This window comes from Bacillus sp. PK5-006 (genome assembly GCF_054161415.1).
Genome location: NZ_CP096414.1, coordinates 3,166,250 through 3,193,217, shown reverse-complemented (window position 1 = coordinate 3,193,217; position 26,968 = coordinate 3,166,250). Strand labels below are relative to the sequence as shown.

Annotated in this window: 32 protein-coding genes; 30 read left to right on the top strand and 2 right to left on the bottom strand. The window is 35.3% G+C overall.

All coding sequences use genetic code 11. From position 1 onward, the window contains the following. Positions 1 to 12: 12 nt before the first annotated feature. Both M1D84_RS16445 and M1D84_RS16440 read right to left on the bottom strand, forming a co-directional pair. Entirely contained in the window at positions 13 to 459 is a 447-nt protein-coding gene (locus M1D84_RS16445; protein ID WP_081106425.1) for an ImmA/IrrE family metallo-endopeptidase, read from the bottom strand. Positions 460 to 531: 72 nt separating this feature from the next. Further along, complete coding sequence (locus M1D84_RS16440) at positions 532 to 912, bottom strand: helix-turn-helix domain-containing protein (RefSeq protein WP_019743978.1); 381 nt, start codon at positions 910 to 912, stop codon at positions 532 to 534. A gap of 273 nt (positions 913 to 1,185) precedes the next feature. Here M1D84_RS16440 and xis point away from each other — a divergent pair, with 273 nt between their 5' ends. The 30 genes from xis to M1D84_RS16290 all read left to right on the top strand — a co-directional run bounded on the left by xis (position 1,186) and on the right by M1D84_RS16290 (position 26,957). After that, positions 1,186 to 1,374: an ICEBs1 excisionase gene (gene xis / locus M1D84_RS16435; protein ID WP_019743979.1), complete on the top strand. Its 189-nt coding sequence runs from the start codon at positions 1,186 to 1,188 to the stop codon at positions 1,372 to 1,374. A gap of 5 nt (positions 1,375 to 1,379) precedes the next feature. Next, the gene (locus tag M1D84_RS16430; RefSeq protein ID WP_080563256.1) at positions 1,380 to 1,622 is read left to right on the top strand and encodes a hypothetical protein; all 243 of its coding nucleotides are present in this window, start codon (positions 1,380 to 1,382) and stop codon (positions 1,620 to 1,622) included. Positions 1,623 to 1,680: 58 nt separating this feature from the next. After that, positions 1,681 to 1,962 (top strand): hypothetical protein, encoded by a 282-nt coding sequence (locus M1D84_RS16425; protein WP_019743981.1) that lies wholly within the window; start codon positions 1,681 to 1,683, stop codon positions 1,960 to 1,962. 347 nt (positions 1,963 to 2,309) lie between these two features. Beyond that, a complete protein-coding gene (locus M1D84_RS16420; RefSeq protein WP_041092957.1) occupies positions 2,310 to 2,672 on the top strand; it encodes a DUF961 family protein in 363 nt (120 codons plus the stop codon). 241 nt (positions 2,673 to 2,913) lie between these two features. Continuing rightward, positions 2,914 to 4,356, top strand: a complete 1,443-nt coding sequence (locus M1D84_RS16415; RefSeq protein ID WP_268414724.1) for an FtsK/SpoIIIE domain-containing protein — start codon at positions 2,914 to 2,916, stop codon at positions 4,354 to 4,356. Next, on the top strand, positions 4,325 to 5,374 hold the full coding sequence (locus M1D84_RS16410) for a replication initiation factor domain-containing protein (RefSeq protein ID WP_268414725.1): 1,050 nt from the start codon (positions 4,325 to 4,327) through the stop codon (positions 5,372 to 5,374). Before M1D84_RS16415 ends, M1D84_RS16410 begins: the two co-directional genes overlap by 32 nt. Positions 5,375 to 5,631: 257 nt before the next feature. Beyond that, complete coding sequence (locus tag M1D84_RS16405; protein ID WP_268414726.1) at positions 5,632 to 5,889, top strand: ASCH/PUA domain-containing protein; 258 nt, start codon at positions 5,632 to 5,634, stop codon at positions 5,887 to 5,889. A 6-nt stretch (positions 5,890 to 5,895) separates the two neighbouring features. Further along, positions 5,896 to 6,174: a hypothetical protein gene (locus M1D84_RS16400; protein WP_268414727.1), complete on the top strand. Its 279-nt coding sequence runs from the start codon at positions 5,896 to 5,898 to the stop codon at positions 6,172 to 6,174. A gap of 79 nt (positions 6,175 to 6,253) precedes the next feature. Then, complete coding sequence (locus M1D84_RS16395; protein WP_268414728.1) at positions 6,254 to 6,931, top strand: hypothetical protein; 678 nt, start codon at positions 6,254 to 6,256, stop codon at positions 6,929 to 6,931. Between the two features lie 64 nt (positions 6,932 to 6,995). Then, the gene (locus M1D84_RS16390; RefSeq protein WP_268414729.1) at positions 6,996 to 9,536 is read left to right on the top strand and encodes a MucBP domain-containing protein; all 2,541 of its coding nucleotides are present in this window, start codon (positions 6,996 to 6,998) and stop codon (positions 9,534 to 9,536) included. A 248-nt stretch (positions 9,537 to 9,784) separates the two neighbouring features. After that, positions 9,785 to 10,060, top strand: a complete 276-nt coding sequence (locus M1D84_RS16385) for a hypothetical protein (protein WP_268414730.1) — start codon at positions 9,785 to 9,787, stop codon at positions 10,058 to 10,060. Positions 10,061 to 10,085: 25 nt separating this feature from the next. Beyond that, positions 10,086 to 10,367: a hypothetical protein gene (locus M1D84_RS16380; protein ID WP_268414731.1), complete on the top strand. Its 282-nt coding sequence runs from the start codon at positions 10,086 to 10,088 to the stop codon at positions 10,365 to 10,367. A gap of 24 nt (positions 10,368 to 10,391) precedes the next feature. Next, positions 10,392 to 10,646 carry a hypothetical protein gene (locus M1D84_RS16375; RefSeq protein WP_268414732.1) on the top strand — a complete coding sequence of 85 codons (255 nt, stop codon included), beginning with the start codon at positions 10,392 to 10,394 and terminating at the stop codon, positions 10,644 to 10,646. Positions 10,647 to 10,672: 26 nt separating this feature from the next. Beyond that, positions 10,673 to 10,954 carry a hypothetical protein gene (locus tag M1D84_RS16370; protein WP_268414733.1) on the top strand — a complete coding sequence of 94 codons (282 nt, stop codon included), beginning with the start codon at positions 10,673 to 10,675 and terminating at the stop codon, positions 10,952 to 10,954. A gap of 29 nt (positions 10,955 to 10,983) precedes the next feature. Next, positions 10,984 to 11,376 (top strand): hypothetical protein, encoded by a 393-nt coding sequence (locus tag M1D84_RS16365; RefSeq protein WP_268414734.1) that lies wholly within the window; start codon positions 10,984 to 10,986, stop codon positions 11,374 to 11,376. After that, positions 11,373 to 12,608: an ATPase, T2SS/T4P/T4SS family gene (locus tag M1D84_RS16360; protein ID WP_458106332.1), complete on the top strand. Its 1,236-nt coding sequence runs from the start codon at positions 11,373 to 11,375 to the stop codon at positions 12,606 to 12,608. Before M1D84_RS16365 ends, M1D84_RS16360 begins: the two co-directional genes overlap by 4 nt. Next, the gene (locus tag M1D84_RS16355) at positions 12,592 to 13,407 is read left to right on the top strand and encodes a hypothetical protein (RefSeq protein WP_458106331.1); all 816 of its coding nucleotides are present in this window, start codon (positions 12,592 to 12,594) and stop codon (positions 13,405 to 13,407) included. Before M1D84_RS16360 ends, M1D84_RS16355 begins: the two co-directional genes overlap by 17 nt. A gap of 3 nt (positions 13,408 to 13,410) precedes the next feature. Further along, the gene (locus M1D84_RS16350; RefSeq protein WP_268414737.1) at positions 13,411 to 14,169 is read left to right on the top strand and encodes a hypothetical protein; all 759 of its coding nucleotides are present in this window, start codon (positions 13,411 to 13,413) and stop codon (positions 14,167 to 14,169) included. Beyond that, complete coding sequence (locus M1D84_RS16345; protein WP_268414738.1) at positions 14,170 to 14,529, top strand: hypothetical protein; 360 nt, start codon at positions 14,170 to 14,172, stop codon at positions 14,527 to 14,529. A gap of 12 nt (positions 14,530 to 14,541) precedes the next feature. Continuing rightward, entirely contained in the window at positions 14,542 to 14,688 is a 147-nt protein-coding gene (locus M1D84_RS16340) for a hypothetical protein (protein ID WP_268414740.1), read from the top strand. 28 nt (positions 14,689 to 14,716) lie between these two features. After that, the gene (locus M1D84_RS16335) at positions 14,717 to 14,872 is read left to right on the top strand and encodes a hypothetical protein (RefSeq protein WP_216927811.1); all 156 of its coding nucleotides are present in this window, start codon (positions 14,717 to 14,719) and stop codon (positions 14,870 to 14,872) included. Positions 14,873 to 15,165: 293 nt separating this feature from the next. Further along, positions 15,166 to 16,167 (top strand): conjugal transfer protein, encoded by a 1,002-nt coding sequence (locus M1D84_RS16330; RefSeq protein ID WP_268414745.1) that lies wholly within the window; start codon positions 15,166 to 15,168, stop codon positions 16,165 to 16,167. Positions 16,168 to 16,178: 11 nt separating this feature from the next. After that, a complete protein-coding gene (locus M1D84_RS16325) occupies positions 16,179 to 16,439 on the top strand; it encodes a hypothetical protein (RefSeq protein WP_012009116.1) in 261 nt (86 codons plus the stop codon). 11 nt (positions 16,440 to 16,450) lie between these two features. After that, the gene (locus M1D84_RS16320) at positions 16,451 to 16,918 is read left to right on the top strand and encodes a conjugal transfer protein (protein ID WP_045035163.1); all 468 of its coding nucleotides are present in this window, start codon (positions 16,451 to 16,453) and stop codon (positions 16,916 to 16,918) included. Next, positions 16,857 to 19,352, top strand: coding sequence for an ATP-binding protein (locus M1D84_RS16315; RefSeq protein ID WP_458106330.1), 2,496 nt, complete (start codon positions 16,857 to 16,859; stop codon positions 19,350 to 19,352). Before M1D84_RS16320 ends, M1D84_RS16315 begins: the two co-directional genes overlap by 62 nt. Before the next feature lie 1,015 nt (positions 19,353 to 20,367). Continuing rightward, entirely contained in the window at positions 20,368 to 22,749 is a 2,382-nt protein-coding gene (locus M1D84_RS16310) for a CD3337/EF1877 family mobilome membrane protein (RefSeq protein WP_458106329.1), read from the top strand. Continuing rightward, positions 22,746 to 23,723, top strand: a complete 978-nt coding sequence (locus tag M1D84_RS16305; protein ID WP_268414748.1) for a bifunctional lytic transglycosylase/C40 family peptidase — start codon at positions 22,746 to 22,748, stop codon at positions 23,721 to 23,723. The genes M1D84_RS16310 and M1D84_RS16305 overlap by 4 nt, the downstream gene beginning before the upstream one ends. 9 nt (positions 23,724 to 23,732) lie before the next feature. Next, positions 23,733 to 24,233 carry a hypothetical protein gene (locus tag M1D84_RS16300; protein ID WP_268414749.1) on the top strand — a complete coding sequence of 167 codons (501 nt, stop codon included), beginning with the start codon at positions 23,733 to 23,735 and terminating at the stop codon, positions 24,231 to 24,233. A gap of 146 nt (positions 24,234 to 24,379) precedes the next feature. Further along, positions 24,380 to 25,549: a Rap family tetratricopeptide repeat protein gene (locus tag M1D84_RS16295; RefSeq protein ID WP_268414750.1), complete on the top strand. Its 1,170-nt coding sequence runs from the start codon at positions 24,380 to 24,382 to the stop codon at positions 25,547 to 25,549. A gap of 343 nt (positions 25,550 to 25,892) precedes the next feature. Continuing rightward, entirely contained in the window at positions 25,893 to 26,957 is a 1,065-nt protein-coding gene (locus M1D84_RS16290; RefSeq protein WP_268414751.1) for a nucleoid-associated protein, read from the top strand. Positions 26,958 to 26,968 lie beyond the last annotated feature (11 nt).

Here is a 26,968-nt window from a genome sequence, read left to right as displayed (position 1 = left end):
AACCAACCTCCGTTAAAAGGCGAGGTTAAAATAATTGTTAGAACGGTTCTCAGTTCGTTTTTTCGATAACAATTGCATTTGTGAATATTTATATTGAATAGCTGTAATAGGTAATTTGTAAAAGGTTGCTGCTTGCTCTAGAGACCAGCTTTGAATTTGAGGATAAGCATTCATAACCATTTCATCTGTTAAAAGTAGCTCAGTAGCGAAAATGTCAGCCTGGTGTTCTAATTTATCTTCAAGTGCAGTTGAACAATTAGATATTCTAAAGGTGTTTAAGGTTTTATGAAGAAAATAGTGTCCGAGTTCATGAGCTATGATGAAATCTTTTTCTTCTAAATCGTTATTTATATGGATTAGATAGACATCTTGTTCCTTGTAGTATTGAAGGAATCCGTTCGCGTTTCCTAAAGGATGAGTAAGAATAGAAATATTTAATTGTTCGCAGATGGTATACACATTATTTGTTTTAAAATCTTTTAATAGCGAAATAACCTTGTGTTTAATTCCTTTAGTAGTATAGATATGCGATCACTCTTTCTTTTTCATTTCATCTACAAGTCTAATTCCATTTTTTAAAGCTTTTTTTATGAGAGTGGCTGTTTCAGCATCTATATTGCCACTTTTCATCAATAGTAATGTATCTTCATCCTTTAATTCCTCAATCGCTTCTTTAAAAGCTGCACTTAAGACCGGATCACTAATATCTTCATCTTCATCTCTGCCTAATAAAAAATCAGTTGAAACGTTATAAATTTCGCTTATTTTCTTTAATGTGTTTGTATCTGGGTCTCTGTAATTTCTTTCATAATTGGATAATACGGCTTTTGATATACCTATTTTTTCAGCAGCATATTCTTGACTCCATTTTTTTTGTGCTCTAACAAATTTTAATCTCTCACCTAATGTCATTATTTTCACTCCACGAAAAGTTGATTATGATTTATATAATACAACAAAACGTTTATTTTCCCATTAAAGTAAACGAAAAGTTTATAAAAAGTGTTGACGTAAACTAAAAGTTGTTTTATTCTTATTACATAGTCAACTAATCGTTTACAAAATGGGATGAAAAAACATATAAACTCCACGAAAAGTTGTTTTTTTATATTGAAGTAAACGATTAGTGTATTTTAATAAAGTATTTACACGAAGGGTTGATTTTATTCTGGAAGAGGTGAAAAAATGAAAGACTTTTTAACAGCCAAGGATATTCAACAAATCCTCAAAGTAAAACAAGCAAAATCTTATGAAATTATTAGAGAGTTAAATAGGGAAATGCAGAAGCAAGGTTATAAGGTAATTAGAGGTAGAGTAAATAAAGCTATCTTTGAAAAGGCTTATTTCTATAATGAGGAAGTAAAGACTGGGTGATAAACATGAAGTTACAAGATACTCACAAATTTATGAGTAAAGCTGTTTTACTCGCAAAAACTTTAGAAGGCAACTGGTCGGCAAGAATGAAAATGGCACTAAATAATGTGTACATAGACCATTATTTATCACAGCCATTGACACGAGAAGTAATTGAAAAGTTGTTACTAAAAGGGATGTCGTTTCGCAGAATCAAAAAACATTATAATGTCGGAATGCAAGAAATTTCTTCTCTTCTCGCTAAATGAATAGTGTGAGTTTACACCACTATAAAGCGTGAGAGATAAAAGAGAGGTTGTGAAGTAATTGAGCCTTTTAGAATTTTTCAATCAATCCTTAAAAAGGTTTGAAAATGAAAAAGAACCAATTACATTTGCTCTAGCAGCAGTAATTCAAAAAAAGATTGATGAGTCACTGCACAAAGAATATGAGGAATTTGATCAATGGTTTAGACAGACGTTTTATTCAGAGGGGAAGCCGACGAATTATTTTAGGATGCCTCTTGTTGACGAATCACCAGTCATATTTGGTGGTAAACCAAAAGTTATTCTTTTGAATGGCCCATATGTAAGTGGAGTATCTGTTTAAAAAGGAATGATGTTCCTTGAAAAATACATACAGACAAAAAAAGCGCCCTTGACTGAATCAAGAACGCCGATAATAAAACCTAGACAATTTTATTATAAGGCTTCTTGAATGAAATGTCATGCGTGAGTATTTGACGATTAACGGCAATCATGTTTAATAATGCCGCAGCAGGCTAGAAGAAGCGTGCGAAATAGCTGTAAGCAGCTTGATGATCATAAATGGTCTACTAGGTTGCCATGACTGGCTATGCTATGAGCGACTGATAAGCGCCATGATGACGAGGTCGGAGCGATTCTTTTTTAAAATAAAAAATCGTGATTAACACGTAAAATGAGGAGACTTATATAATGAAATTTAACTTTATCGTACCTAACGAAGAAATGACTTTTGGAAAATTAAGATTCATGGGATTAAACCGCGAGCGCTATACTTACGTTGATGGAAAAAGAACTGATACCATTGAATCAAGAGTGTACAATATTGCTTCTAGCGTGCAGGGGGGTCAAGTTGAGGTAACGTTACCTGGTCACATTGAGCCTAAAGATTTTACTGATTTTGTTGAAGTTGATCTTGTTGAACCTAAGATCACAGCAATGGCGATGAGTTCAGGAAACTTTGCTAGTGTTACTTGGAAAGTGGAAGCTGCTGACATTGTATTGAAAGGTTCATCATCCAAAGTTGCTTCAACAGCAAATAACGAGAAGAAGTAGCAATATGATGGAATTACATGAGAAGTATACATGTCCTCATTGTAATAATCCTATTATTTTTAAGGAAATTGAAACAACACTTGATTATTATGTTGATGAAGAAGGTAATAAATCCTTTATTGAGTCGTTCGAGTGTCCTTGTTGTGGAATTTTATTAAGCCAATAGAACAGGTGCATTAATAGTGTGCTTGTTTTTTAATTGGAGGGGTTTTAGAAATGATTTTTGAGTGGGTAATCTAAAATGTTGTGGAAATATAAAGGGATTAGGATAAGACCGAGGCATAAAAGAAACGTTTTGAAAACAGGTGCATTAATAAGTGTGCCTGTTTTTTTGTTGCTCATGATACTGTTTTGGAAAGATCACCTTTGGAGTTTATATGAAAAAGGGATAGAAAATACATTTCAACACTTCGCTTTTAATGTTCCTTTAATCGTTACAAGTTTATTAGTGTCAATTATAGTGCCTATTGCTTTGATATTAGTTTGGTATTTCATTTTTCATCAAAGTTACAAAAAAATTTATCACAGACAGAAAATAGCACGTATGATATTTTCCAATAAGTATTACGAATCAAAAAGTGTTAGGAGTAAGATTACAGAAAAAACCGTTCAAAAAATATCGTATTTCCCAAGATTCTATTATCGAGTAAAAGACAATCATATCATCATCAAAATTGCTATGGATATGAGTCGTTTTCAACAAAGATTTATGGAATTAGGTAGGGAGTTTGAAAACGGTTTATTTTGTGATTTGGTATCAACTGATATGGAAGATGGTTTTTTTACCTACAAACTGCTTTATGATGCAGGGAGAAACCGAATAGGGATCAATGAAGCATTAGCTGAAAAAGGGTCAATGACTTTAATGAAACATATTAAATGGGAGTTTGATAAACTGCCACATATGCTCATTAGTGGTGGTACAGGTGGAGGAAAAACATACTTCATTCTTACTCTTGTAAAGTCTCTGGTTGCATCTGGGGCAGATGTGCGTATATTAGACCCCAAAAATGCTGATTTAGCTGATCTTGAAGAAGTTTTGAAGGGAAAAGTGTATTCAAGAAAAAATGGCATCATGATGACTTTAAGGAAGTCTGTTGAGGACATGATGCAAAGAATGGATGATATGAAAAATCATCCGAATTATAGAACTGGTGAAAACTATTCCTATTTGGGATATGAGCCTGTTTTTATCATATTTGATGAGTATGTGGCGTTTATGGATATGCTTACTTTTCAGGAGCGAGAAACTGCAATACAGGATATTAAACAAATTATCATGCTTGGCAGACAGATGGGCTTTTTTCTCATTGCAGGCGCTCAACGTCCAGATGCGAAGTATTTTGCGGACGGAATACGGGATCAGTTTAATTTTAGGGTCTCGTTGGGTCAAATGAGTGAAACAGGCTACGGTATGTTGTTTGGTGATACTGAGAAGTCATTTGTAGATAAAGGTATTAAAGGCAGAGGGTATGCCTATGCAGGTACAGGAAACATAATGGAATTTTATAGCCCTTTAATACCCAACGGTTATGATTTTATAGAGGAAATCCGACTGGCTGCCAAAGGAACGCAGGGCGCGCAGGCGGCGACAGCCGCAAGCGGCAGCGATAGCGCCCAAGTGAACTGGGAGGAAGGAATGAGCGAAGCGAATGACGGGGAAAGTGAAACCCCCCCACGCTAACAGGGGGGTAGTACGCAATAATGAAAAAGATGAAGAAAATTTAACATCAATGGTCGACTATGTAAGAGTTAGTTTTAAGACTCATGATGTAGATCATATCATTCAAAATATCTTACATATTCACAAAGATTTTATGACAGAGAAGCCGAAAGGCTTTTATGGATATGTTGGAACGTGGGAAATGGATATGATCAAAGTCATGTACAGTGCTCCAGATGATGAAAGGGGCACACTGATTGAATTTTCCGGTAAGGGCTGTAGACAATTTGAATCTTTTCTTGAATGTAGAAAGAAAACGTGGTTCGATTTCTTTCAAGATTGTTTAAATGAGAAAGGAAGCTTTACAAGATTAGATATAGCAATTGATGACAAACGAACTTATTTCTCTATACCCTCTCTTTTGGAAAAGGCTCAAAATGGATTATGTGTTTCGAGATTTCGTAAATCTGATTATAATGGATCATTTGATATTGGTGATGGTCGACTTGGGGGAACAACGTTATATTTCGGCTCTAAAAAATCAGATGCTTATCTTTGTTTCTACGAAAAGAATTTTGAACAGGCTGAAAAATATAACATACCCTATGATGAAATGGAAGATTGGAATAGGTATGAAATAAGGTTAAAAAATGAACGTGCTCATTCTGCTGTCTGTGAACTAATTAAAGATAGGAATTTGACCAGTATCGGCATGGCTATCATAAACAACTATGTTCGCTTTGTAGAAGAAGATGGGCCAGAAGAAAAAAGGATGAGAGAAACAAGTCCTTTTTGGTTAGAATTTATCGGTGATGTAAAGAAGTTGAGGTTGTATACAAAGCCGCAAACAGATTTCTATGAAAAGTCTCGCAATTGGCTAAAAAATAGCTGTGCGCCAACTATGAAGATGATTCTTGAAGCTGATAGAGCCTTAGGGAAAAACGATTTATCAGACATGATCATCAATGCGGAATTGCAAGAAAAACATGAAAAAATGCTAGACACCTATTTAACGCCAATTCATGAAATGGTGGTTTGAATTTTAGGTGCTTGCTGCTATTAAACACAGGTGATGCGTATATGGCTTGTGTCAACGGTAAGCGCACCGCAGGGAGCATTAAGGAGTTGAAACAATCAGCGCCCCCAAACCCTTTTAAAGTCTCAAAAGGTCATCACACCTTTTGAGCTGCCTACCGGCGAGGGAGTCCCCCGAAGAATCGGGGGAATAGGGGGATGAGTTTTTCAAGGATAGTCAAAAGACTGTCCTTTTTGTTTTGATAAAAGGGAGGGATTATTTTGGATGAAACAGTACATGACCTTAAAATAATGCCGCAATATTTTTGGGCAGTAAAAACAGGGATAAAGGGTTTTGAAATTCGCAAAAATGACAGAGATTTTCAAGTAGGCGATATAGTACGCTTGCGTGAATATAAGGATGGACACTATACAGGAAGGCTTGTTTTGGGGAGGATCACTTTCATAACTTCTTTTGAACAGAAAGAAGATTATGTTGTCTTGAATTTTAAAAGACTTAAATTGGATCAAGCTGTGTGAGGTAATATGAGCCAATGGAAAGGGTTAGATCATAGGCTGAGTAATTTGGGTTTTATGGTTGGTGTTCCTTCTTTGGTGTATGAAAGGCAATTGAGTCGTGAGTGGTTTTTGATTGTAGAGGGGGAACGTATAAAAGGATTTTCGGAATATAGATACTCCTTCTATAAAACTAAGTTTATGAAAGATGGAAGGATGACCAGTACCAAGGTATTTATAGAAAGAACCAGTGTGAGACAGGTGTATAATAAGGTGCTAAATTACATCAATTATTTGGAAAAAAACTAAAGTTTTTGATGTAAAATACTACAAAAAATGGTATAATTGTATTAAGAGTAAAACGAAAAAAGAAGGAGTCGGGGAGACTATGAAAGCGAAAAAAGTTGTAATTAGTCTAGGGTTGGCGGGCGTCTTAGTTGGTGGAACTATTTGGGGGTTCTCTGCTGCTAACGCAAAGCAGGAGACACAAGATAAAAAGCAACCAAAAACAGCAATTGTAAAAGAAACAAAGGCAGAAACTAAGAAACCTAAACCGAAAAAAGAACAAGTGAAGAAGAAGGAAGTAAAAGAAATAAAAGAGGTAAAAGCAGCTAAGGAGAAAAAGCCTGAAAAGGTAAAGAAAGTTGAAAAACAGCAAAAACAGGTCGTTAGTGAGCAGCCGCAACAAAAAGAAAGAATTGTTGCTGCCAGTGAACCGAAAAAGAATAACAATAGTAGTGTTAGTAAAGCTCCTGTGAAAAAACAACAAACGAAAGTATATAGAAATACAACTGGTTCTTCTAGTCCTTCTAGTCCTTCAAAAAATGTTCAAACAAAAAAGAAATACGTGAGTAATGGCGGTTCAAATAGTAAATCCAGTGCGCCTAAAAAATCCACTGCTGCCCCTAAAAAGTCTCCTTCTGGTGGAACATCTGCAACCGGTAAAAGAACTGGTGGCGGAGACATTAAGAACCATGGAGGTGACCGTTCGGGAAGAACTTATAACGAGTACACTGTAGATGCAAATGATTTAGATGGTGTTCCGTGGGATGAACTGAATAAATAAACTTTCATGGAAAGGTATCTTTTATAAGATGCCTTTTTATTATGAGAAAAAGTGAGGTGTCATGATGAATAAAAATTCGCCAGTCTGGAGTAATAAATATCTGGCGGTCATACTACTTTTACTTGTTTGTGCGCTATTACCTCAAAACAATTCATTGAAGACTAATGAGGGAATAGAGAGTTTTGGTGTTAACAGCGAAGGCTTCTTGGAATTGAATGGTGAAGTTCTTTACATGTTGGTTGATGGTAAGCGTGAAAAGGCTACGATGGAAGGATTGATTAAAAAGGGTGACGCCAATCAAGTGCTTTTAGGGGAAAGTGATATTCAAACCCAAAATAGTTTTGTGTCTAGGTTATTTTCATTCTTGATGCCAATTTCAGCAAAAGCGGCAGATGTGAAGATAGAATATAAAGGTGCTATTTCCTTTCGTGGTTCAGTTGTCGGAGATTTTAGAGTGAATGGTTTGCAAGCTTTTTGTTTTCAACACTCTAAGCAGTCACCTCCTACTGGTTCTAAATATAAAGAAGCAACGCCATATGATAATGCCAGAGTGCAGAGGGCTTTGTATTATGGTTGGGGTGGAGAGGAAAACATCTTTAAGAATAAGAATGAAGGAATTGTTACTACTTCATTAATTCTGGATAGGATATATTCAGGTGGAGATTCCGGCAAAAATTTACCTAAATATGATAAGCTTTGGGACTTAGTGGTGAATGGTGAAAGTCTAAATTCAGATGTTGATTTTAGTCTTAAAAATCTGTCGGTTAGTGTTAAGGGGAATAAACAAATCTCTCAATCTACTACTTTAAAGGCCATTAAGAAAAATAGTGTTGAGTTGAATATTCCTAAGGGAATAACAATGGTGAATGAGACTACAGGTAAAAAGGTGACTGGTGGTAAAGCACGTGTCTATGGTGGTGAAAAAATTCACTTAGAAGCAAGTCTGAATAAAGCCTTGGCTTATACTATTGGAAAGTTAAAGAGTGATATGAAAACGTTTCAGCCTATGATTACAAAGCCGCAAGGTGGGAATACACAGGTTTTAGGTTTTATTAAAGTTTGGGATGATCCTGTCAAGTACACTTCTCTTTCAGCAAAATTTGAAGTGCGCCAGAAGAAAATCAATGTGCAGCACATTGATAAATATTCTGGAGAAGTCTTGGAAAAGGAGAGCTATACAAGAAACATAGGTTCAACGTATTCATTTACGCCTAAAGCGTCCATTGCAAAAGGGAAAGAAAAATTTATTCCTGTGAACACAAATAAGAAAACAGGCACATTAGGCAGCAAGGATGTGACCATCAAGTTTTATTACAATTTGGAGCGATCTATAACTGTAAATTATTTTGATGATCGCACAGGTGAAAAGATAAAAGAATCTAAGAAGTACAAAAAGGTGCGTGGTGAAAAGTATACTGAAAAACATCCTACAATTAAGGATGGTGAATACACGTATCGTTATGTAAAGACAACAGGAGACAAAGAAAGTGGAACGATTGGCGGTAAGAATATCGTTATCAATTATCATTATGATAAGCCATTAGTAAAGTTATCATTTGATAAACTACAAATTTATACAGCGCAATGGGAAAAGGGTCTTCCTGTCAAAGTGTATTTATCAAAGGAATTGAATTACAAGTCTAGCTTGAAAGATATGGCTGACAAAAAAATCACAGTAGGGCTATATCGTGGCTCAACAAAGGTCACGTCAAAAACGTATACTGCAAAAGATTTGCCTAAGAAGATTGAAATGACGGTTCCTGCGAAGTATTTAAAAGTGAATGACAAGGCTCATTACGCTGTGAAATTCACAGACTTCAACAAAAACGATTTTAAAATTACTGCTGCTGCATCCGAATTAAGTACGGATGGATATGCAGCAAGCGAAAAAACGATCAAGGCAACTTCTGAAAAGCAAAAAGAATTGTCATACAAAGGCGTTGTGATGACTGAAAAGACGCCATCAGCAGGAAAGGTCTATTATGAAACACTTACTTTCCCATTAGCGAAAATTGAAAAGAAGAAAACAGGCTATGGATTCGAGCGAAAGGTGAATCTTCATTATGAAAATGAAATTGGCGGCAGTATTAAGCCATCATTTGACTTTGAAGTTCCCACACGTTTAGTCGATAGTTATTTGTCGTATAAAAAAAGCGGCGATAACTCCATGATTACTATGGAGCAAACGAAAGCGACTAACAAAAAACAGGGCGAAACGTCAGTCTATGACCTTGTGTATGAGCTTCCGCATATAAACGTTGAGCGACACACAGGCAACCTATTCAGCGATCAACAGGTGAATGATAAAGACAAAAGAATTTCTTATGAATTGATTGACGGAGGTCGAAGATTTTACACGCCAATTTGGTCAGACTTGGGGAAATACGAAACGAAAATCAAGTCAAAGCCAATGGGTGTAAATTTAATAAAGACAGAAGTCACCGAACAATTGGAGCTTTATGCGTCCATGTATGCTCACATGGATTCAAAGACGAAGGATTTAGATGAAGTCCTTTTGAAGCCTGTGTATGCTGACAATCCATTTCCTAATGGTCTGCCAGAAGGATGGACTAAAAAGGATTTAGATTGGGTTATGTCTCGTTAAACTCTGACCACTAATAAACACAGGTGGTGCGAATGTGGCTTGTGTCAACGGTACCGGAACGAAGTGAGGATAAGGAGTTGAAACAATCAGCGCCCCCAAACCCTTTTAATGTCTCAAAAGGTCACCACACCTTTTGAGCTGCCTACCGGCGAGGGAGTCCCCCATGAGTGGGGGAATAGGGGGATGAGTTCTTTGAGGATAGTCAAAAGACTGTCCTTTTTTGTTTCTAAAAAAAAGGAGGAAAACCATTGGAAGTATACTTGGAAAACATGACACATTTTGAAGAAGATTTATCCGATATTGAAAAGAACACAGGTGTTATAAGCGAAAATATTTTTTTTGAAGTAGCTAAACAAATAATGTTTTCTAGCAGCATTGAAGAAAGTATTTCTGTTCTTAGGAAAATTATGCTGGAAGACCAAGAAAGTATTTTAAAGGTGGATTTTCAAGTTAAGTCTCCAGAACAAAGAGACGGAGTAATGTATGTAGGCGTACTCTATTCTGGACATGAAGTCCAAAAGTGATCTAAAGAAAGGAGAATAAAAATAAATGTCATTTGTTTTTGAAAACATATCTACTTTCCAAAAAGAGCTGCAAAGGGTTGGTTCTCAATCGCCTAGCGGCTCTTTTTTAAGAGCTTTACGGGAGAATGTTGCAAGTGGGGCTGAATCATTTGAGGTTGAGGGCAACTTGGAAGAAGGAGAAGACTCTTATGTTTTGCGAGTCTTCTTTACAATTGATGGCTCGAATGAAAATGCTGAAACGCCTATAGCTGCTTTACCAGTGTGTCGCTTTGATTGTTTGTGGCTGGAAAAAAAGAATGAAGATTAAAGATAAATAAGGAGGTATTGAAAATTGAGCTATGACTTAAAGAACCAAAATGACTTGGTAAACGAGTTAGAAAGAGTCGGATGTTTAGGAGTCTATCACAACATAATGATGGAACTCGATTATTTTTCGGCAGATGAGAATGCGACCGTTGTTGAATTTGTCAAAATTGAAGGAATTCGCCATAGACTAGCTGTCACTTTCGTACGCAATGAAGGAAAAGGAGATCATCTTTGGCGATCATGGTCATTTGATCATTTGATCTTAGAGAAAAGAGAGTGAGGGAGCTAGAAAGGAGATTAACGATTATGCAGCATAACTTTATCAATTACGGCGCTTATCAAAAACAAATGTCTGAAATCGGCTGTTCTTCCTTAGCAGATGATTTGTATATTCAATTTGTCGAACGTATAAAAGGTGGAGAAACTGGAGCTATTGATCTTACAGGAAACATCACTTTAGGTGATAAGGACAATGAAGGTAATTACAAATTAAGCCTTGTGACTGTTTCTTTCAATGCTCATATGAATGACGATGGGGTATGTGAAATGTCTTTTGAACGTGTCAATGTCTCGGAAGTTGATTGGTGAAAAATGTTCCTTGAAGGGAGGGAGGGGATTTGAAGGAATTACCCTTAAAAATGATCATACTGGTGTTTTCATTTTTTGTTGTCGGTGTTCTCGTCTATTACTATTCGACTGATTTTAGGCAACATAGCATTATAATTTCAATGAACGAATCAGCAACCATAGCAAGTCTTAAAAACGTGGACAACAGCATTAGAGTTGAAGAAGGAAAAGTTGAATTATCGGAAAGAGCTTTTGAATTGAATTTTGAAAGCTCGTTAAATGAAAAATCCAACGTGAATCTAGGTAAAACTTCTTTCAAATATCAGTATTTGAAAGATGCAGACGGAAAGATGAAAGCTGTAAAAATTGCTTTGACTGATGAAAAAAAGAAAACCTATCGAACAACATTGGTTGTTGATAGACCGAAAGGGGAACGTAAATGAATAATGCTGCGGTAGATGAACGAAAACAATTGGTGGATAAGGTGAGGACACATCTGAGACGAAACTATCCATCTGAATTTCTCAAAGCTTTTGTTGATGTGGGAGCTAGAAGGAAGATCAGTGAAAAAGTCAAAAATGATTTTTCTGCTCTTAATCAAGATGAAGTTTCTTATGTCGTAAGTGAAATCGTAGGTTTAGGCATCATTGAAACGATCGTTAAAGAATATGAAGATGTAACGGATATATCTTTTAATGGCACGCACCTTGAAGTTGAAACGCTTAGGGGAATGCATAGACATGGAGAAATGGATGAAAAAGATATTGTTAAGATTATCAAAAAATTTGCGAATGCTGTTGGAGAAGAATTTTCTCCAAAGTCTCCAATTATGGATGCCACCTATTCGAATTTGCGCTTGAATGCTGTTCATAAGGACATAGCTCAATATGGCACTACAATTGCATTACGTATTGTTGAGCCACGATTGGCGCTGCATGAAGATAATTTTGATGCATTTGCTCCCAAGGATGTTTTTAAATTATTTGAAGCGATTATTGCATCAAAATCGAATGTGACGATCAGTGGTGAGACAGGAACAGGAAAAACAGAGCTTCAAAAATTGTTACTATCACATGTGCCTTATAAAGAGAAGGTAATAATGATTGAAGATACGCCTGAAAGTCATGTGAAAATCTTATACCCTGAAAAAAATATTAAGTCATGGATAACTAATTCTTCTGTAAGTATTGAGGATTTGGTGAAAGCGGCTTTAAGAAATAACCCTACATGGTTACTTGTATCAGAAACTAGAGGACAGGAAGCCTATGAAATGATGCAAGGGATTTTAACTGGTCACAAAATTATTACCACGCTGCACGCTGTGAATGCACGTGCCATTAAATCAAGATACATTAATATGATGAAAATGGGTTACCAGATCAATGAAACATCCATGTTGGAAGACTTGAGCAAGTATTTAGGGTTTGGAGCGCATATTGAGAAAACAGAAGAAGATGACGGCTCTACTAGAAGGTATCAACAAGAAATCGTGGAGTTTTTGCCTAATGGCGAAACCTTGACGGTTTTTAGGTGCGATCTAACCAATGATGGTCTTAAGTATCACTATGGAAAATTGAGTGATCTTTTCTTCAAACGAATGATGGAAAGAAAAGTCCCTTTGGAACTTCAAGACCAGATTAAAGCAAGGTGGGGGGTTTATGAAACCATTTCGTAAGAAAAAACTGTATAGATTAGATGAAATCCATGCTATGTCCCAAGCGTTTGGGCGACCAATGAAAGGGGTGGCATATGCAAAATTCGCTTTAATTCCATTTCTTTGCTTTGGTGGATTTTCATATCTCTTCTTTCATTTTCTTTGGGCGGCTTTGATTTGCGGCTTTATTGGCAGCTTGTATGGTTGGTTCTTTTTATTGCAGAAGCAAGTAAAGAATGATTACGAAAAAGATGCCTTATATGAAAGAAACAGATTTCTAAATAACATCACGCAAATGCTAACCAATGAGAATATGACATTAATAGAAGCGTTTTCTATATCTTCTGGTTATGCAGAAGGGGAGTTGAAACAAAAGCTAATTGACTTACAGACTGTTTTAGTTGATGGGTCTGAAACAGAAATAATTGAGGCTTTTCGTGAATTGAGAGATTTTTATAAAAGTGATGTGCAATTCGATCAGTATCTAGAACAATTGGCTATTATGTTTGTAGAAGGACGTACACCTATAAAGTCTTTGAAAGATACTAAAGATCATCACAATCAAATTTTGATAAAGCAGGATAAATTTATTCAGTTGAAAAAAGCTCGTAAACGTGATTTCAATACAATGATCTTTTACTCTGTTGGGTTTATTGCTGCTTTAATGTTTTCGTTTACCTTGCAAAAATTCATCGACATTTATGCACATACTCCCTTTGGAATGATTACAAGTTCCTTGTATCTGTTGATCATCTTTGGAATCTATCACTCTTTTAACAAAAAATTCTTTGACGATTCCATAACGGAGGTGAAAATTTAAAACATGAAAAGTAAAAAAAAGAAACGAAATTCAGACGGTCGATCCAAGACGGTCTTTTCTTTTTGGGAAAAAATCGCAGAAAACGATTTAAAGGACATGGTTGACTACTTAAACGAAACCAATATTAAAACTTTCCAAAAGAAGCGTTTGTTTAAGGCAGGCATATTTTTGCTGTTGGGTATTCCTGTATTCCCTTTGAAACCATTCCTACCTTTGGTGTTTTTGGGTCTTGCTGCTGCTGTATATTACTTGGAGTATATGAAGGTTAAATCAAGATATAATGTTGCTCGCTTTCAAAAAGAGCTAGTCTTCATAAAGTTTTCTAAAGAGATTTATATTTATCTATTAGAAAACAAAACAACGATCTATAAGGCGTTTGAGAAGATGGAAGAGAGGGTGAAGGAAGGCTTTTTAAAAGGCGCTTTGCGAGACCTGTTAATAGACCTGCATGAGCGTCCCGATGATGTTCAACCATTTATTGATTTTGCCAAAAGAACGAGTGGCAGCGATAGGTCAAAGCTCTTTATGATAACGCTCTTTGAGTATCATCAAAATTCAAATGACGATACGATCATTTACCATCTTGGAAAGATGACAAGCGAACAATCCTTTATGGTGGTAGACGACATTATAGAGTTTAAACATAGCAAGTTCTTTAACTATCCAATGAAATTAACATTGCCTGTAATTGGTGTAGTGCTTGTCTTTTTTATCTCGCTTCTGGTGGATAGTATCATGTCTATGCAATTTGGGGGCGGTTAAATGATAGATGGGTTATTGATGACATTTGTAAAAATCTATATTGCGTGCATGTCAGTCATGTTGATTTTGGATGTAGCGGGTTATTGTATTCGATGGAACCAGACCAATGACTTCAAACAACAGGTTAACTATCAAATTGAAAGGAATGGGGGTTTGAACTCAAATGCTCTTAAGGAAATTGAGAAGAAGAACAAAGAGTCGTATGGGGGCAGTTTTCAAATTCAAAGTGATGCTTTGAATAAGACATTACCTCATGGAAGTGAAGTCTCTTATGAAATTAAAACAATCTATGTTGCGCAGATTTTCGGTATTAAAAAAGAAATCGAAGCAAAAGGAGGTGCGCTATCTCGAATTAGATAAGGGGTGAGGTAAATGGGTGGTCACATCATTAGAATCGGAATGCTCTCCGTTTGGATTAGCATTTTAGGAATATGTCTTTATATGTTAGAAATCCATTACCCTGATTTTAAAACAGGTATTCAAGTAATGGTGGAGCGTGTCACAGAAGGTATGTATTAAAAAAAGATAATTAAAGGAGAAATGAAAAATGACAGGACAACATACTACAGAAATTGGTTATGGAGCAGTAGCAGCGGTGTTAATCGGAGTCGCTTTGGTGGTATTAAAAGGTTTCTTCCCAGAATTTTTTGAAGATGCATTAGGCATGGCGAAGGATATGTTTTTAGGATTTTTTAAGAAATAATACTGTTTAGGGCAAGTCTTTCGGGGCTTGCTCTTATTTATTGAAAAAAGAAAGTTGGGTTATTATGACTTTTCCGAAGTGGATTGCCACCATTGCTAGGTATATTTCACTTGCTTTATTGTTTTTCATAATACTTATTGCTTTTGGTGGTTCTCTATATAAATTGTTTACTCATGAATCTATTGTTATACGTCACTTTGTTTATACTTCTGCTGGTTTTGCTTTGGTAATACTAGCTCTTTACTGCTTCATTTGTTTGCTCAAGTGGTCAATTAATGTAAAGGATGGAAAAAATGAAAAAGAAAAAGAATGACGGTAGGATATCCACTGAAAAAAATCCATTACTTTTAGCTTTTAAGAAGAAGCTAAAAGGTGTTAAAAAGCCAGAAAAGAAACCTAAATCAATTCCCAAAGATCGAACAAAGATGATTGCCATAGGTATATGGTCAATGATTGCAACACTCATCTTTTTTGCTTTCTTGGCGGTCTTACTGTCTATTAGCAATAGGTCAGCTTTGAACGATCTGGCGAGACAACAAGAACAAAATAGTAAGCAGAAAGAGGAAGTTTCTATTGTGGCAGGAGAACGCTTCTTATCTGGATTCATTGAGCAGTATATCAATGTGAAAAATGAAAGGTCTGCTGCTGAAAAACGTCAAAATTCCTTGATGAAATATCTCATTAAGGATGATGAGACAGATCAAGAAACATGGTTTGATACATCTGGTGCGCAGGGGGACCGAATTTTAAATGATTATGTCCTCTACAATGTTAAAAAAGGTGATGGAGATTCACTTTTTCAATATAAGGTGAATTATGCGAATGTTGTAAAGGTCAAAAAGAAAGAACACAAGATTGATAAATCAGCATTATTAAATATCCCAGTGAAACATAAAGGTGACGAATTTGCGGTGAGTGGTACGCCTTATCTTTCAGAAATATATGATCTTAAAGGTGATATTGCTAGTTCCATAGAGGAACGGGAACGTGAGGAATATGACGGGGATCAGTCAGCAACGATTAAAGAATTCTTGGGTACGTTCTTTCGAAAATACGCCGAAGAAACAAAAGACGAAATGTCATATGTCATGAAGAAACCAGAGACATTAAACGGTCATCTGGTATTTGGCGATGTCGAAAATATCCAAATTTATAAAAAAGGTGATGGATTTGAAGTGTCGTCCATTGCTGTTTTTAAGGAGAAAGAAACGAATTTACCAGTAAAAGAACGTTTTACATTATCCGTAGTGAAAAACAGCGGTCAATATTATGTGAATCAACTAAAACATCAATAGGAGTGGTATTTATGGAATTCTTAGATTTTCTTGTGTTAGGTGCAAAAGCAGGGTCAGATTTACCGACATTAGGTGACTTAAAAAGCTGGGCAAAGCAGGTTGTGGAACAGGCTATTTATATTGTTACCATCTTTGTTGTTTGTAAATTTCTAATCAAGATGAGTATTGGGAAAATCGTTGGCATTATTGCGCTTGCAAGTGCCTTAGTTTTTGCCGTTCGAAACTGGTCTATGGTTACTGGATGGGGTGGAGCATTACTTAAACTCTTATAAGAGGTGAAAGAATGACTAGAATGGTCTTTAATTACAGAAAGGCAATGCGCGAACCAAAGAAAATACAAAAGATTACGGATAATTTCAGTTTACCTTTCGCAATAGAGTTGATTCCTATGATCAACTACTTTATTTTTGTCGCAATTAGTTTCGGTTTTTTCTTAGGTGTTAGGAAGATATTTCCTAGCGCCTTTGAAAATACATTTTTAATCGTAATTTTTGGAATCCCTTTAGCTTTAACTATTTTTGTTAGCAAGGTTAAACCAGAGGGGAAAAATATTTATTTGTACTTCTGGGGGGTTTTTAAATATTTGATTATGATTAAGTTCCCAAAAAAGAAATTTTGTAATGATCGTGAAGTTCCATTTATTAACCAAAAAGAAATACGATTTAAACCATTAAGGGAGGTGCAGAATTTTGAATCTGGAAACACCAATGAAGAGTATATTCAACAATTTGATCTTGACGAGATCCGGTGATGTTTGGGCGTATTATCGGATCAAAAGCAGTTCCATTCCATCACAAAACCGAAGTAAGATAGAAGAATACAAGGATAAATGGACTTCATTTTATGAAGATATAACAGAGTATGAGGATTTTCATTTGATGATGTACCCAAGCGAATTTGACTTGGAAGGTCGTTTAAATGTTTTGAAAAAAGACATTCATGAAGATGCTTTTGATGTGGCTTCATACTATATGCAAGAAACAGTCAGTGTAATGGATCAGCGTTTAGGGAGATTGACCAAACCCGATTTCATTATTGGTATTAAGTTAAACAAAACACTTCTTAGTATGGATGCAGATATGAAAGACAACCTAGTTTCAATGTTTGATACGGCTACTGATACAGTAGTGAACATGTTGGGGTGGGAACAAGAAATTTCCTCAGAATTTTTTAAGAAATATATAGAAATTGAAGATGACTTGGCAAGTACAGTTACATCAGTATTTGCTGAGAGATTGAAGGAAAGTGAACTGAAATATATTAATCGCTATCATTTTGTTAGGGGTCTATATCATGATGTTGCCGAGGAAAGTGAAAGTGGAGACATTCAATCCATCACGAATACAGTCATTGATCCAACCATTCCAGGTGCGTTAAAACTCATGAGTGATCAAGATGAAGGCTATATATCTTTTGTTGTTGTTGATGAGTATTTTGATAATATGGTCAACAGTGATTTGTTTTTTGAAGTTCAAGCACTACCCTTTCCTGTAGAAGTTGATATTAAAGCGAAAGTTGAAGGCAAAGGAATGACAAAGGCTGCTTTAAATATCAAACATCAACAACTAAAGGAAGAGCAAAATGAAAAGCATAGTCTCGGTGACGAAAGTGATCAGTCAACAATGACAAGTGCATTTCTCGTCAAGGATTTACAAAACAAGATTAAGAAAGAAGAAGTGTCTTTAATCAACTGGCTTGCGGTTGTGGTTGTTGATGGAAGAAACAAAAAGGAATGCACTGAAAAGGCACGAGTGGTTGTCAGACACCTAAAAGGAGCTGGAATTAAATGCAGGATACCTATTGCTGATCAACTGTCTCTATTTTATAAAATGCTTCCTGCTCAAAAGCTCGATCTTATGGACAAAAACTGGATTCAAAAAACGACACAAAATGGACTCGCTGAATGTTTATTAGGTGTTGATTCTTTTGTTGGTTCAAAGATTGGCTTCTTTTTAGGATGGGGAGATAGATTTGATAAACACACTGACTTAGAAAGCGCTATTAGATCAAGTCGTGATTTTGTTCTTTATCATCCGTTCTTAGCGAACCAACAAATTAAAGGCTCTAAAACCCGATCACCGCATTGTTTAATCACAGGTGATACGGGGAACGGAAAGTCTTTCCTTGCGAAGCTACTGTTTCAATATATTTCGTTTATGGATGTTAAAGCGTTATATATTGATCCTAAAAAGGAAATGAGGAAGTGGATCACAAAAATTATTAACAATCCACAGACACGTAAAGACTTCCCACTCTATATCAATCATCTGGAGAAGTACCACTTTATAACGCTTGATCACGAGAAAAAAGAAAACTGGGGTGCATTAGACCCTGTATCATTTATGCCAGCAAGTAAAGCCAAAGATTTAATAGAAGTCATTTTTGAACAAATTTATAATTTTAAAGACAAGGATACTATAAGTACGGCTTTTTTAAGAGCGATCTCAAATGTTCTTGAAAGAAAAGAACGTGGTGAGCAAGTTGGGTCACTCCACATCATTTATGAAATGCAGCAGCACAAAAATGAGATTGTGAGAGAAGCAGGAGACAATCTTTTTGAATCTGTTAAAGACTCAATCATGAAATTACTTATTCACGACGGTTCGAATCCTTCCTTATCATTAACAGAGAGAATGACGATTTTAGAAATTGAGAACATGGATTTGCCGGAATTCGGTGAAAGAATTGAGAATTTCACGAAGTCACAAATGAAGTCTAGTGCGGTCATGTTTGCAGTCGGTAAGTTTTGCGAATTGTTCGGGATGAATGCAGATGAAAAAACAGCTGAGTTCATAGACGAAGCATGGATATTTACAGCTAGTCCTCAAGGTCGAAAAGTTGAGCGTCAAATGCGAAGAATTGGACGTTCTTATAATAATGCTGAATTCTTTATCTCACAATCAACAAAGGATACTTTACATGATGATGACAAAGGAAACTTTGGTGTCGCATTTGCATTTGATGAACCAAGTGAAAGGGAAGATGTTTTGAAATGGATGAATCTTGAGCCAAGTGAAGAAAATCAAAAGATGCTTGGATCAATGTTTCAAGGTCAATGCCTGTTTAAAGATATTTACGGGCGTACCTCTAAAATCTCAATTGAATGCCTGTTTGAAGAGTGGATGGGTGCTTTCGAGACCATCAATAAAAGTGAAGTGGCATATGCTGAAGAGATGTATTTGTAATTTGTTGTTTTGTTGATGTATTTATTTTTGCGTTATTTGTAATTTGTATTTTAATGATGCTATAATGAACTTGTATTAAACAAAAGAATTGCAATTTAAGCACAGCAAATAATTGCTCCTACACTTCCAATGAGGTCTGCTTTAAGTAGACTGAGGAAATAAAGAAAGACCCGATTATCGGGTCATCTTTGAAGACTATGCTTTCTTTCGTTTAAGTATAATGTATATCGTTGCAAGCGATGCAACTATACTTAAACATGTCGCAACAATATTTAAAGTAAGCATAGAATTTCACCTCCCTTATATGAGGTGTGGGAATACATGCTATTGCAGTAGCTTGTATTCCTTTTCTTATTGTACCTTTTTTCAGCTATAGTTGAAACCAAAAAAAATGTCTGTGTGATTAGCAGAATGTTATAACCGTAATTTGGTTTAAGAAAATGCAAATTTAGTTAGGAGAAAAAGGTGAAAATGGAGATTAATAGCTCAAACAAATGATGTTTGCTATCTCACAGATAAACATTATATTTCCTAACTAGAATTGGCCAATTTGTAATCAATAAGCTTGATCAGTAAAAATTAACATGCTACAATTTATTTAATTAGATTAGAAGAATTCAAAAGCCCAATTTAACTTGGCAGAGTTAAACTAGGCTGGTCTTACAGTTAATTCATTTTTTAAATGAAATATTGATGTTTATCGTTTTAATGTTTATTTGAATCAACAAAAGAATTACCATCCATGCAATAGACATATTGAACTCACCATTTCCTTTCCGAGACTATTCACGATAGTCTCTTTTTTTGATACTATGTAACTGTTACACTATATATAGTATATTGTATTTCATCAAAACACAACATATAGATATTCGAAACGAAAAAAATCAACCAATTAACACGAACAGAAGGGGCACAAGTACGGCGTTCAAAAATAATTTCATAAAAAAAGAGATTTGAAAATTAGTCGTTCATATTTGAGCGGCTTTTTTTATTGAGAATTTAGGAGGTTGAAATGAAGAAGAGAAACTTAATAATAACTTTCTTAGCTCTAGTGATGTTGGTTTCTTCTGTAACTTTGGTCTTTGCGGATGATAAAGAAGGAGACAAAACGGTTAAACCAAAGATTGAAAAGGTTGGAGGGGTCGATCTTGAAATAAGTCGTTTTCCGTTGGAGCATTACCAAGCTCACAATCAAGCGGAAGACGGAATGATAAAAGGTGCTATTGTTTCTCTATCCAATGTAATGCTAGGTACGACACAAATAATTGTTCTTGTCGTTGATAAGGCAATGGACTTGTTTATGAGTGCCGAACCAATTGATAACTTTAGTGATGCTATTACGAGTGTCTCTAAAGATATGTATAAAGTTTTGAAGAAAAGCTTTGGAGAGATAATTTTTGTGTTTCTGATAGGCTTTCTAGTCTATCTATTTTTCATAAGAGGTAATTTTAAGGAGGGCGTGAGACGTTTCGCTTTGTTTTTCCTTGTCATGATTGTGGCTGGGCTATGGGTAAATAAAGCGGGATATTGGGTTGAATCTCTTAATGCTTTGTCTATTGAGGGGCAAGGCAAACTTATTGCGGTTGGAAATAAATTAGTTGACTCCTTTTCTGGTAAAACCGATTCTTCTTTGAGTATGGATGATGTGAAAAAGGGGCAAGAACTCAAAGGAACAACAGCGGTTTTAAGAAATTTTTATTTTGATGCAGCGCTGAAAAGTCCATATTTGGTTACTAATTACGGTACGCCAAATGAAAAAACAATATTGAAAAAAGGCGATGGAAAAGGTGGTCTGGATCGTATAGACACGCTTCTTTCTTTCAAGTTGACAAGTGAGGGGCAAAGTGCAAAAAAGAAATTTATTAATGATAAGGAAGTCAAAGAATATAAAAATCAGAGTATTGCAGAGGGAAGTATTTACGCACAGTTAGGCTACTCGTTTATAGGCTTGCTTGCTGCTATTTCTCTAGGCGTACCATTCTTTCTAATTCCTTTTCTTAACTTCTTGATTCAGATTATTGTACTTGCGATTGCTTTGTTTCTTCCAATGGCGTTCATTCTTTCATATGTACCCCAATTTGCTTATAGCGGGTTCGTGTCGCTAGGGAGAATGCTTGCTTTATTTGTGATGAAAGCTATGCTCACATTTGTTTTGATATTTGTTTATGCAATTTGTGTCATTACAAATAAAACCATTCCGCCAACAAATTTAGGGATGTACTTTTTAAATGTGGCAGCTATATCAGCAATTCTTATTGTTTCTTTCTTGAAACGTGATAAGATTATCAAATTTGTGACTGCTGGTAAAGTTCAATCTGTGGATGCTAAACTTCTTGAAAATACAAGAAAACAGGTGGTACAGCCTTCATGGGAAGGTGCGAAAAAAGTTAGTAGTGGTATTGGTGAATGGAAAAAGAAACGTGATGCTGCAAATGCTTCTGCCGAACAATCTTTGGGAGATAATAAACGAAGTGCGCCGCACAATCAATCTGTTGGAGATTCTAAAATTGATAGGACTTCACAGAATAACCCTATTAAGGGGGATGCAGCGGCGAAAAAAGAACTTGAAAGAAAGCGTCAATTAGCAGCCTCTAATCAATTGGCGGAGGAAAACAAAGATAATACAGATGCTTCAAATGTTATGCCGAAAGTGGATGTTGAAAGAAGTGAACAGCTTGCTAAAGATCAACTGAAAGAGGAAGGTGACAGTAATACAAGTGCTTCGAATGTCATGCCAAAAGTGGATGTTGAAAGAAGTGAACAGCTTGCTAAAGATCAACTGAAAGAGGAAGGTGACAGTAATACAAGTGCTTCGAATGTCATGCCAAAAGTGGATGTTGAAAGAAGTGAACAGCTTGCTAAAGATCAACTGAAAGAGGAAGGTGACAGTAATACAAGTGCTTCGAATGCCATGCCGAAAGTGGATGTTGAAAGAAGTGAACAGCTTGCTAAAGATCAACTGAAAGAAGAAGGCGACAGTAATACAAATGCTGCAAATGTTATTCCTAAAATTGATGTAGAGAGAAGTGATCAAATTAAAGAACATATTGCCGAAGAAGAAAAGACCAATAGTCCGAATTCTTCAACATCAATTCATGAGGTTGATGTTGAAAGAAGCGATCAAGGCATTTCTGAAAAAACGTTAACAGAGGAAAATATCAGTAATCAAAATTCTGTGAGTCCTGTTCCTAATACTAATGTAGCAAGAAATGAACAAAGACAATCAGAAGAAAAAGTAAGTGCATCTGTTCCAAAAACTGAAAATGAAACAGTTAAGACGTCAAATACACAACCAAAAACTAGAGTTATTCAGCAGCAACCCAAACACGTAAAAATTGAATTAGATCAGATAGAGAGTCGTCAAAGCAAAAGTGATCGAGGTAATCGAACATGAAAAAGCTATTGACGGCTTTTTTTAGTTCACTCCCAATTATCTTTTTTGGGGGAATGCTGCTTGTTGTTGTATTGGTTTTTGGTGGGAGTAACCAGAACCAAGAAATTGAGGGTGGAGATGAAGAGTTTGTGACGAATGGCATTGCGCCAGAGATTGAGAGGCTCCGTCACGTCTTTGAAAAATATGCACGCAAAGAAGGTGTTTACGATCAGTTGAACATCATTATGGCGCTGACAATGCAGGAGAGTGGGGGCAGATACTTGGATATCATGCAATCAAGCGAATCAATAGGTTTGCCGCCTAACTCTATAACAAGTCCAGAGTATTCCATTCAAGTAGGGGTGAAACACTTTGCGGCTGTTTTTAAAAAGGCAGGCGGAGACGTTCGATTAACATTACAGTCTTACAATTATGGTGGCGGGTTTATTGACTTCGTAAAAAAACGTGGAGGAAAGTACACAAAAGCCCTTGCGTTAGAATTTAGCAGATTTCAAGCTCTTAAATTAGGTTGGCGAAGCTATGGTGATCCTAATTATGTTGATCATGTCATGCGCTATTTGAAGGGTGGAGGCACTGTAAAGCCTGTCAGCGGCGCTATGGAGGGATATGAAACTGTAATGAACGAAGCTCTTAAGTATGAAGGTAATCCATATCAATGGGCTGGTTCAAATCCTAAAACAGGTTTTGATTGTTCGGGCCTTGTGCAATGGGCTTACAGAAAAGCGGGTATTTCATTGCCTAGGACGGCACAAGAACAGTATGGTGCAACGAAAAAGATTGCAGAAAGTCAGGCAGTACCAGGAGACTTAGTCTTCTTCACAGGTACGTATCAAGGTAAATTTATTACTCATGTGGGAATTTATGTAGGAGAAGGAAGAATGTATAATAGTAATGATAGTGGCATCCAATACTCTGATCTTAAAAAGGGATATTGGCGTGAACACTTGGTGTCGTTTGGAAGAATAAAAAATTAGGGGGATTTTATGAAAAAAGTATTTTGGGTATTGGGTGGTGTGATTTTGATTTTAGGGATTACGAGTTATTACATGACATACAGCAAGTTAAGTGCTGAAAAAAATCAAGCTCTAAAAGAAAAACAAAGGATCGAGAATAAAGTGAATCATATGACGAATTCAGAAGCTGCGGACATGAATCAAAAGTTTTTTGAAGCGTTCTTTCAATATGAAGATGCGGATGATCGAGAAGGTGCAGTTAGAAAGCTAGCAACCGATAAGGCTATGAGTTATGCGTTTCCTTCAAAGAGTCCTGAAAAACATAGTGTAACAATGCAGGGAGATTTGTTATCTCTCGAAAGCTATTCAAAGAAGGTAGATGAAGACAGGGAGCTTTATTTGAATGAAGCAAAAATTGCGCTTACTGTGAATGCTGTGACAACTAAACAAGAATTGATTATTCAAACAGAATTGAAAAAAGAAAAAGATGGATGGATTGTTGATAACGTTCAAGTGAAAGGAAGTAATTGAAATATTTACATGAATGAGAACATGAATATGCTTAAAGTTTTACTAAAAATTTCATTTATGTAACTAAATACCCTTTTGGTGGATTCAATTATTTGTCATAATTCCGTTAATGACAGAAAATTCATTTATTTTAAGGGGGGGATTGCTTGATTTCTAGCAAAATTCCATATGATTTAGTGTCTACACGTTTAAATTTTTGGTATACGGCAATTAAAAACAACTTAATAAATGAAGCGAAAGAAATAAAAAGAGAAGTTGAGCAGCTGATAATTAATATGGAAGAAAACCAAGATGTATTGTTGTATTATCAGCTGTTGGATTTTAGACATGAATTAATGCTCTCTTATATGAATGCAAAGGGATTAAAAGAAGTTAATGAAACATACGAACAATTGCGGCAAAATGAAGGGAATCTCACAGGCATGTTGGAATACTATTTCTTCTTTTTTATGGGGATGTATGAATTCAGAAGGCGTGAGTTAACCACTGCCATAAGTGCTTACAGAATAGCGGAGACCAAATTAAACGATATTGAAGACGAGATTGAACATGCTGAATTCTACTTTAAAATCTCAGAAGTTTACTATTATATGAAGCAAACTTTCTTTTCTTTAAATTATGCAAAGAAGGCTCTAAGAATCTACAGTAAATATGATACCTACCATGATCATATTATCCATGTTCAATGCATTATAGCTGGAAATTTGATGGACATCTTAGATTATGAGGGAGCTCTTATTCAATTCAAAGAAAATCTGAGGATTGCCAGAAAAATAAACAAGGAGTATTTAGTAGGTACATCTTATATGAATTTGGGGATTTGCTGTAATGCTCGTGGAGATTATGAAGCAGCAGAAAGATATTTAAAGTGTGCACTTGAAATTTTTGAAGAAGGGAATCACAGCTTTTTGCCGAAAACAATATTTAATATGGCTCATGTTTTATGCAAGGATAACAGAAGGACTAAAGCTAAGGTTTATGTAAAAAAGGGTGTTTCTTTGGCTCAAATGAATAATGATGTTGAGTATATTTCTAAATTTAATATTCTTCAAGGTCTGTATATAAAAGAAGATAAGCATTTGTTAGACCAATGTTTTGGATTCTTTAAAAGTAGGCAAATGTATGGTGATATTGAAGACTTTGCATTAGAAGCAGCTGAACACTTTAGAAGAACTGGAAGATTTGAAATGGCTAGTGACTATTATCATATTGTCAATCTAGCTAGAATAGAAATTAAAAAAGGAGAAATCATATATGAAAATAAAAATGATTATCTTAGCATTGATGATAGTCGGGAGCGTAGCTATATCGGGTGAATTAACAAAAAGTGAAAATGCTTATTTTGAAAAGCCGTTTAAGGAGAATTTTAAAACATTAGCTGAGAGAGTGGGAAGTTAAAGTAAACCTGATCTTTATATAAAAATCTTAATGTCTTACTTCTGCCACTAATTATTGAATGCATCTTATTTTTAATAAGGTGCATTTTTATTTTGAAAATTTAAAAGCTCAATAAAATACCCGATATTAACTCTATGGAAGTTGTGATTTTTTTGAAAACTTTTATAAAGAGGGAGAAATTATTTAGAGCTTTTAAGGAATTTGTTAAGACATCACGTTTTTTAATTTCTCTTTCCAAATTTTTGGGAGGAAATGAATAATATGACGAATGTAAGAAGGTACTTTGATAGTATTCATCACATGGATATTAAACAAAAGGAAATTAGGGGTAAAGCAAATAACAATGCATCAATAGAGAGATTTTTAAAAGATCTTATGTACGATATTTTATCAAAAGATGACAAACGTTATTATATTTTTAACACTGAAACAGTAGAGGTATCCACGTTAATGTCTAGAGTTTTTAGCCTAGACTTAACTCAAGACTCTTTAGATACTGATATTCTCATAGATGTCTGTAATACTATTGCTCAACGAGCTCTTGAAAAACATATCGATGCTCAGGAGAAGCATAAGATGACAAATATTCAAGAAGGAAGCTTAATTCAATCTTTGATTGAGTATGAATCGGAATTATATTTTCTAATTACAAAAGTTGAGCATGAAAACTTTTTGGATGCAAATAATTTCGAAGAGTTTGAGGGGGTTCCTTACAATAAAAAAACAAGAAGTTTAAAATCTTGTTTAATAAAATTTGAGGATGAAATCACAGATATTATAGTTACTGATACAAATACAACAATTGCTTCATACTGGTATAGAGATTTTCTAGAGCTGAAAGAAGTGAATACAGATGAACGTAATACGAGTAAAGCTTTTACTGCTTTCCATAGTATAATTTCGAGAAATGTATCAAAACATTCAGAGGCTGATTATACTCAATTACACAATAGTCTACTTGGTTACTTCAGGAATCACCAAAATTTCTCTATAACAGGTGTCATAGATGAAGTTTTATCGGAATATGTACCAGAGAATAAACAAAAAATTAAGACGGAAGACCTGATTAAAAAATTTAAAGACGAAATGAAAAAAGAAAAATTTGATACAAAGTTTAAGATAGAGAAAAAAGCAATTAAAAACAGAATGAAGAAGACATATAAGGTGAGCGATAAAATTGAAATCAGAATTAGTGGATATATTGAAGATCTAAGTGATAAAATATACGCATCAAAAGATGACGATGAAAACAGAGTAATTGTTATGAAAGTTGAAGACGAAGAAAAATACAATGAAACGTATAGACGCTTTAAATTTCGTGAATAAGAAGGTGAAAG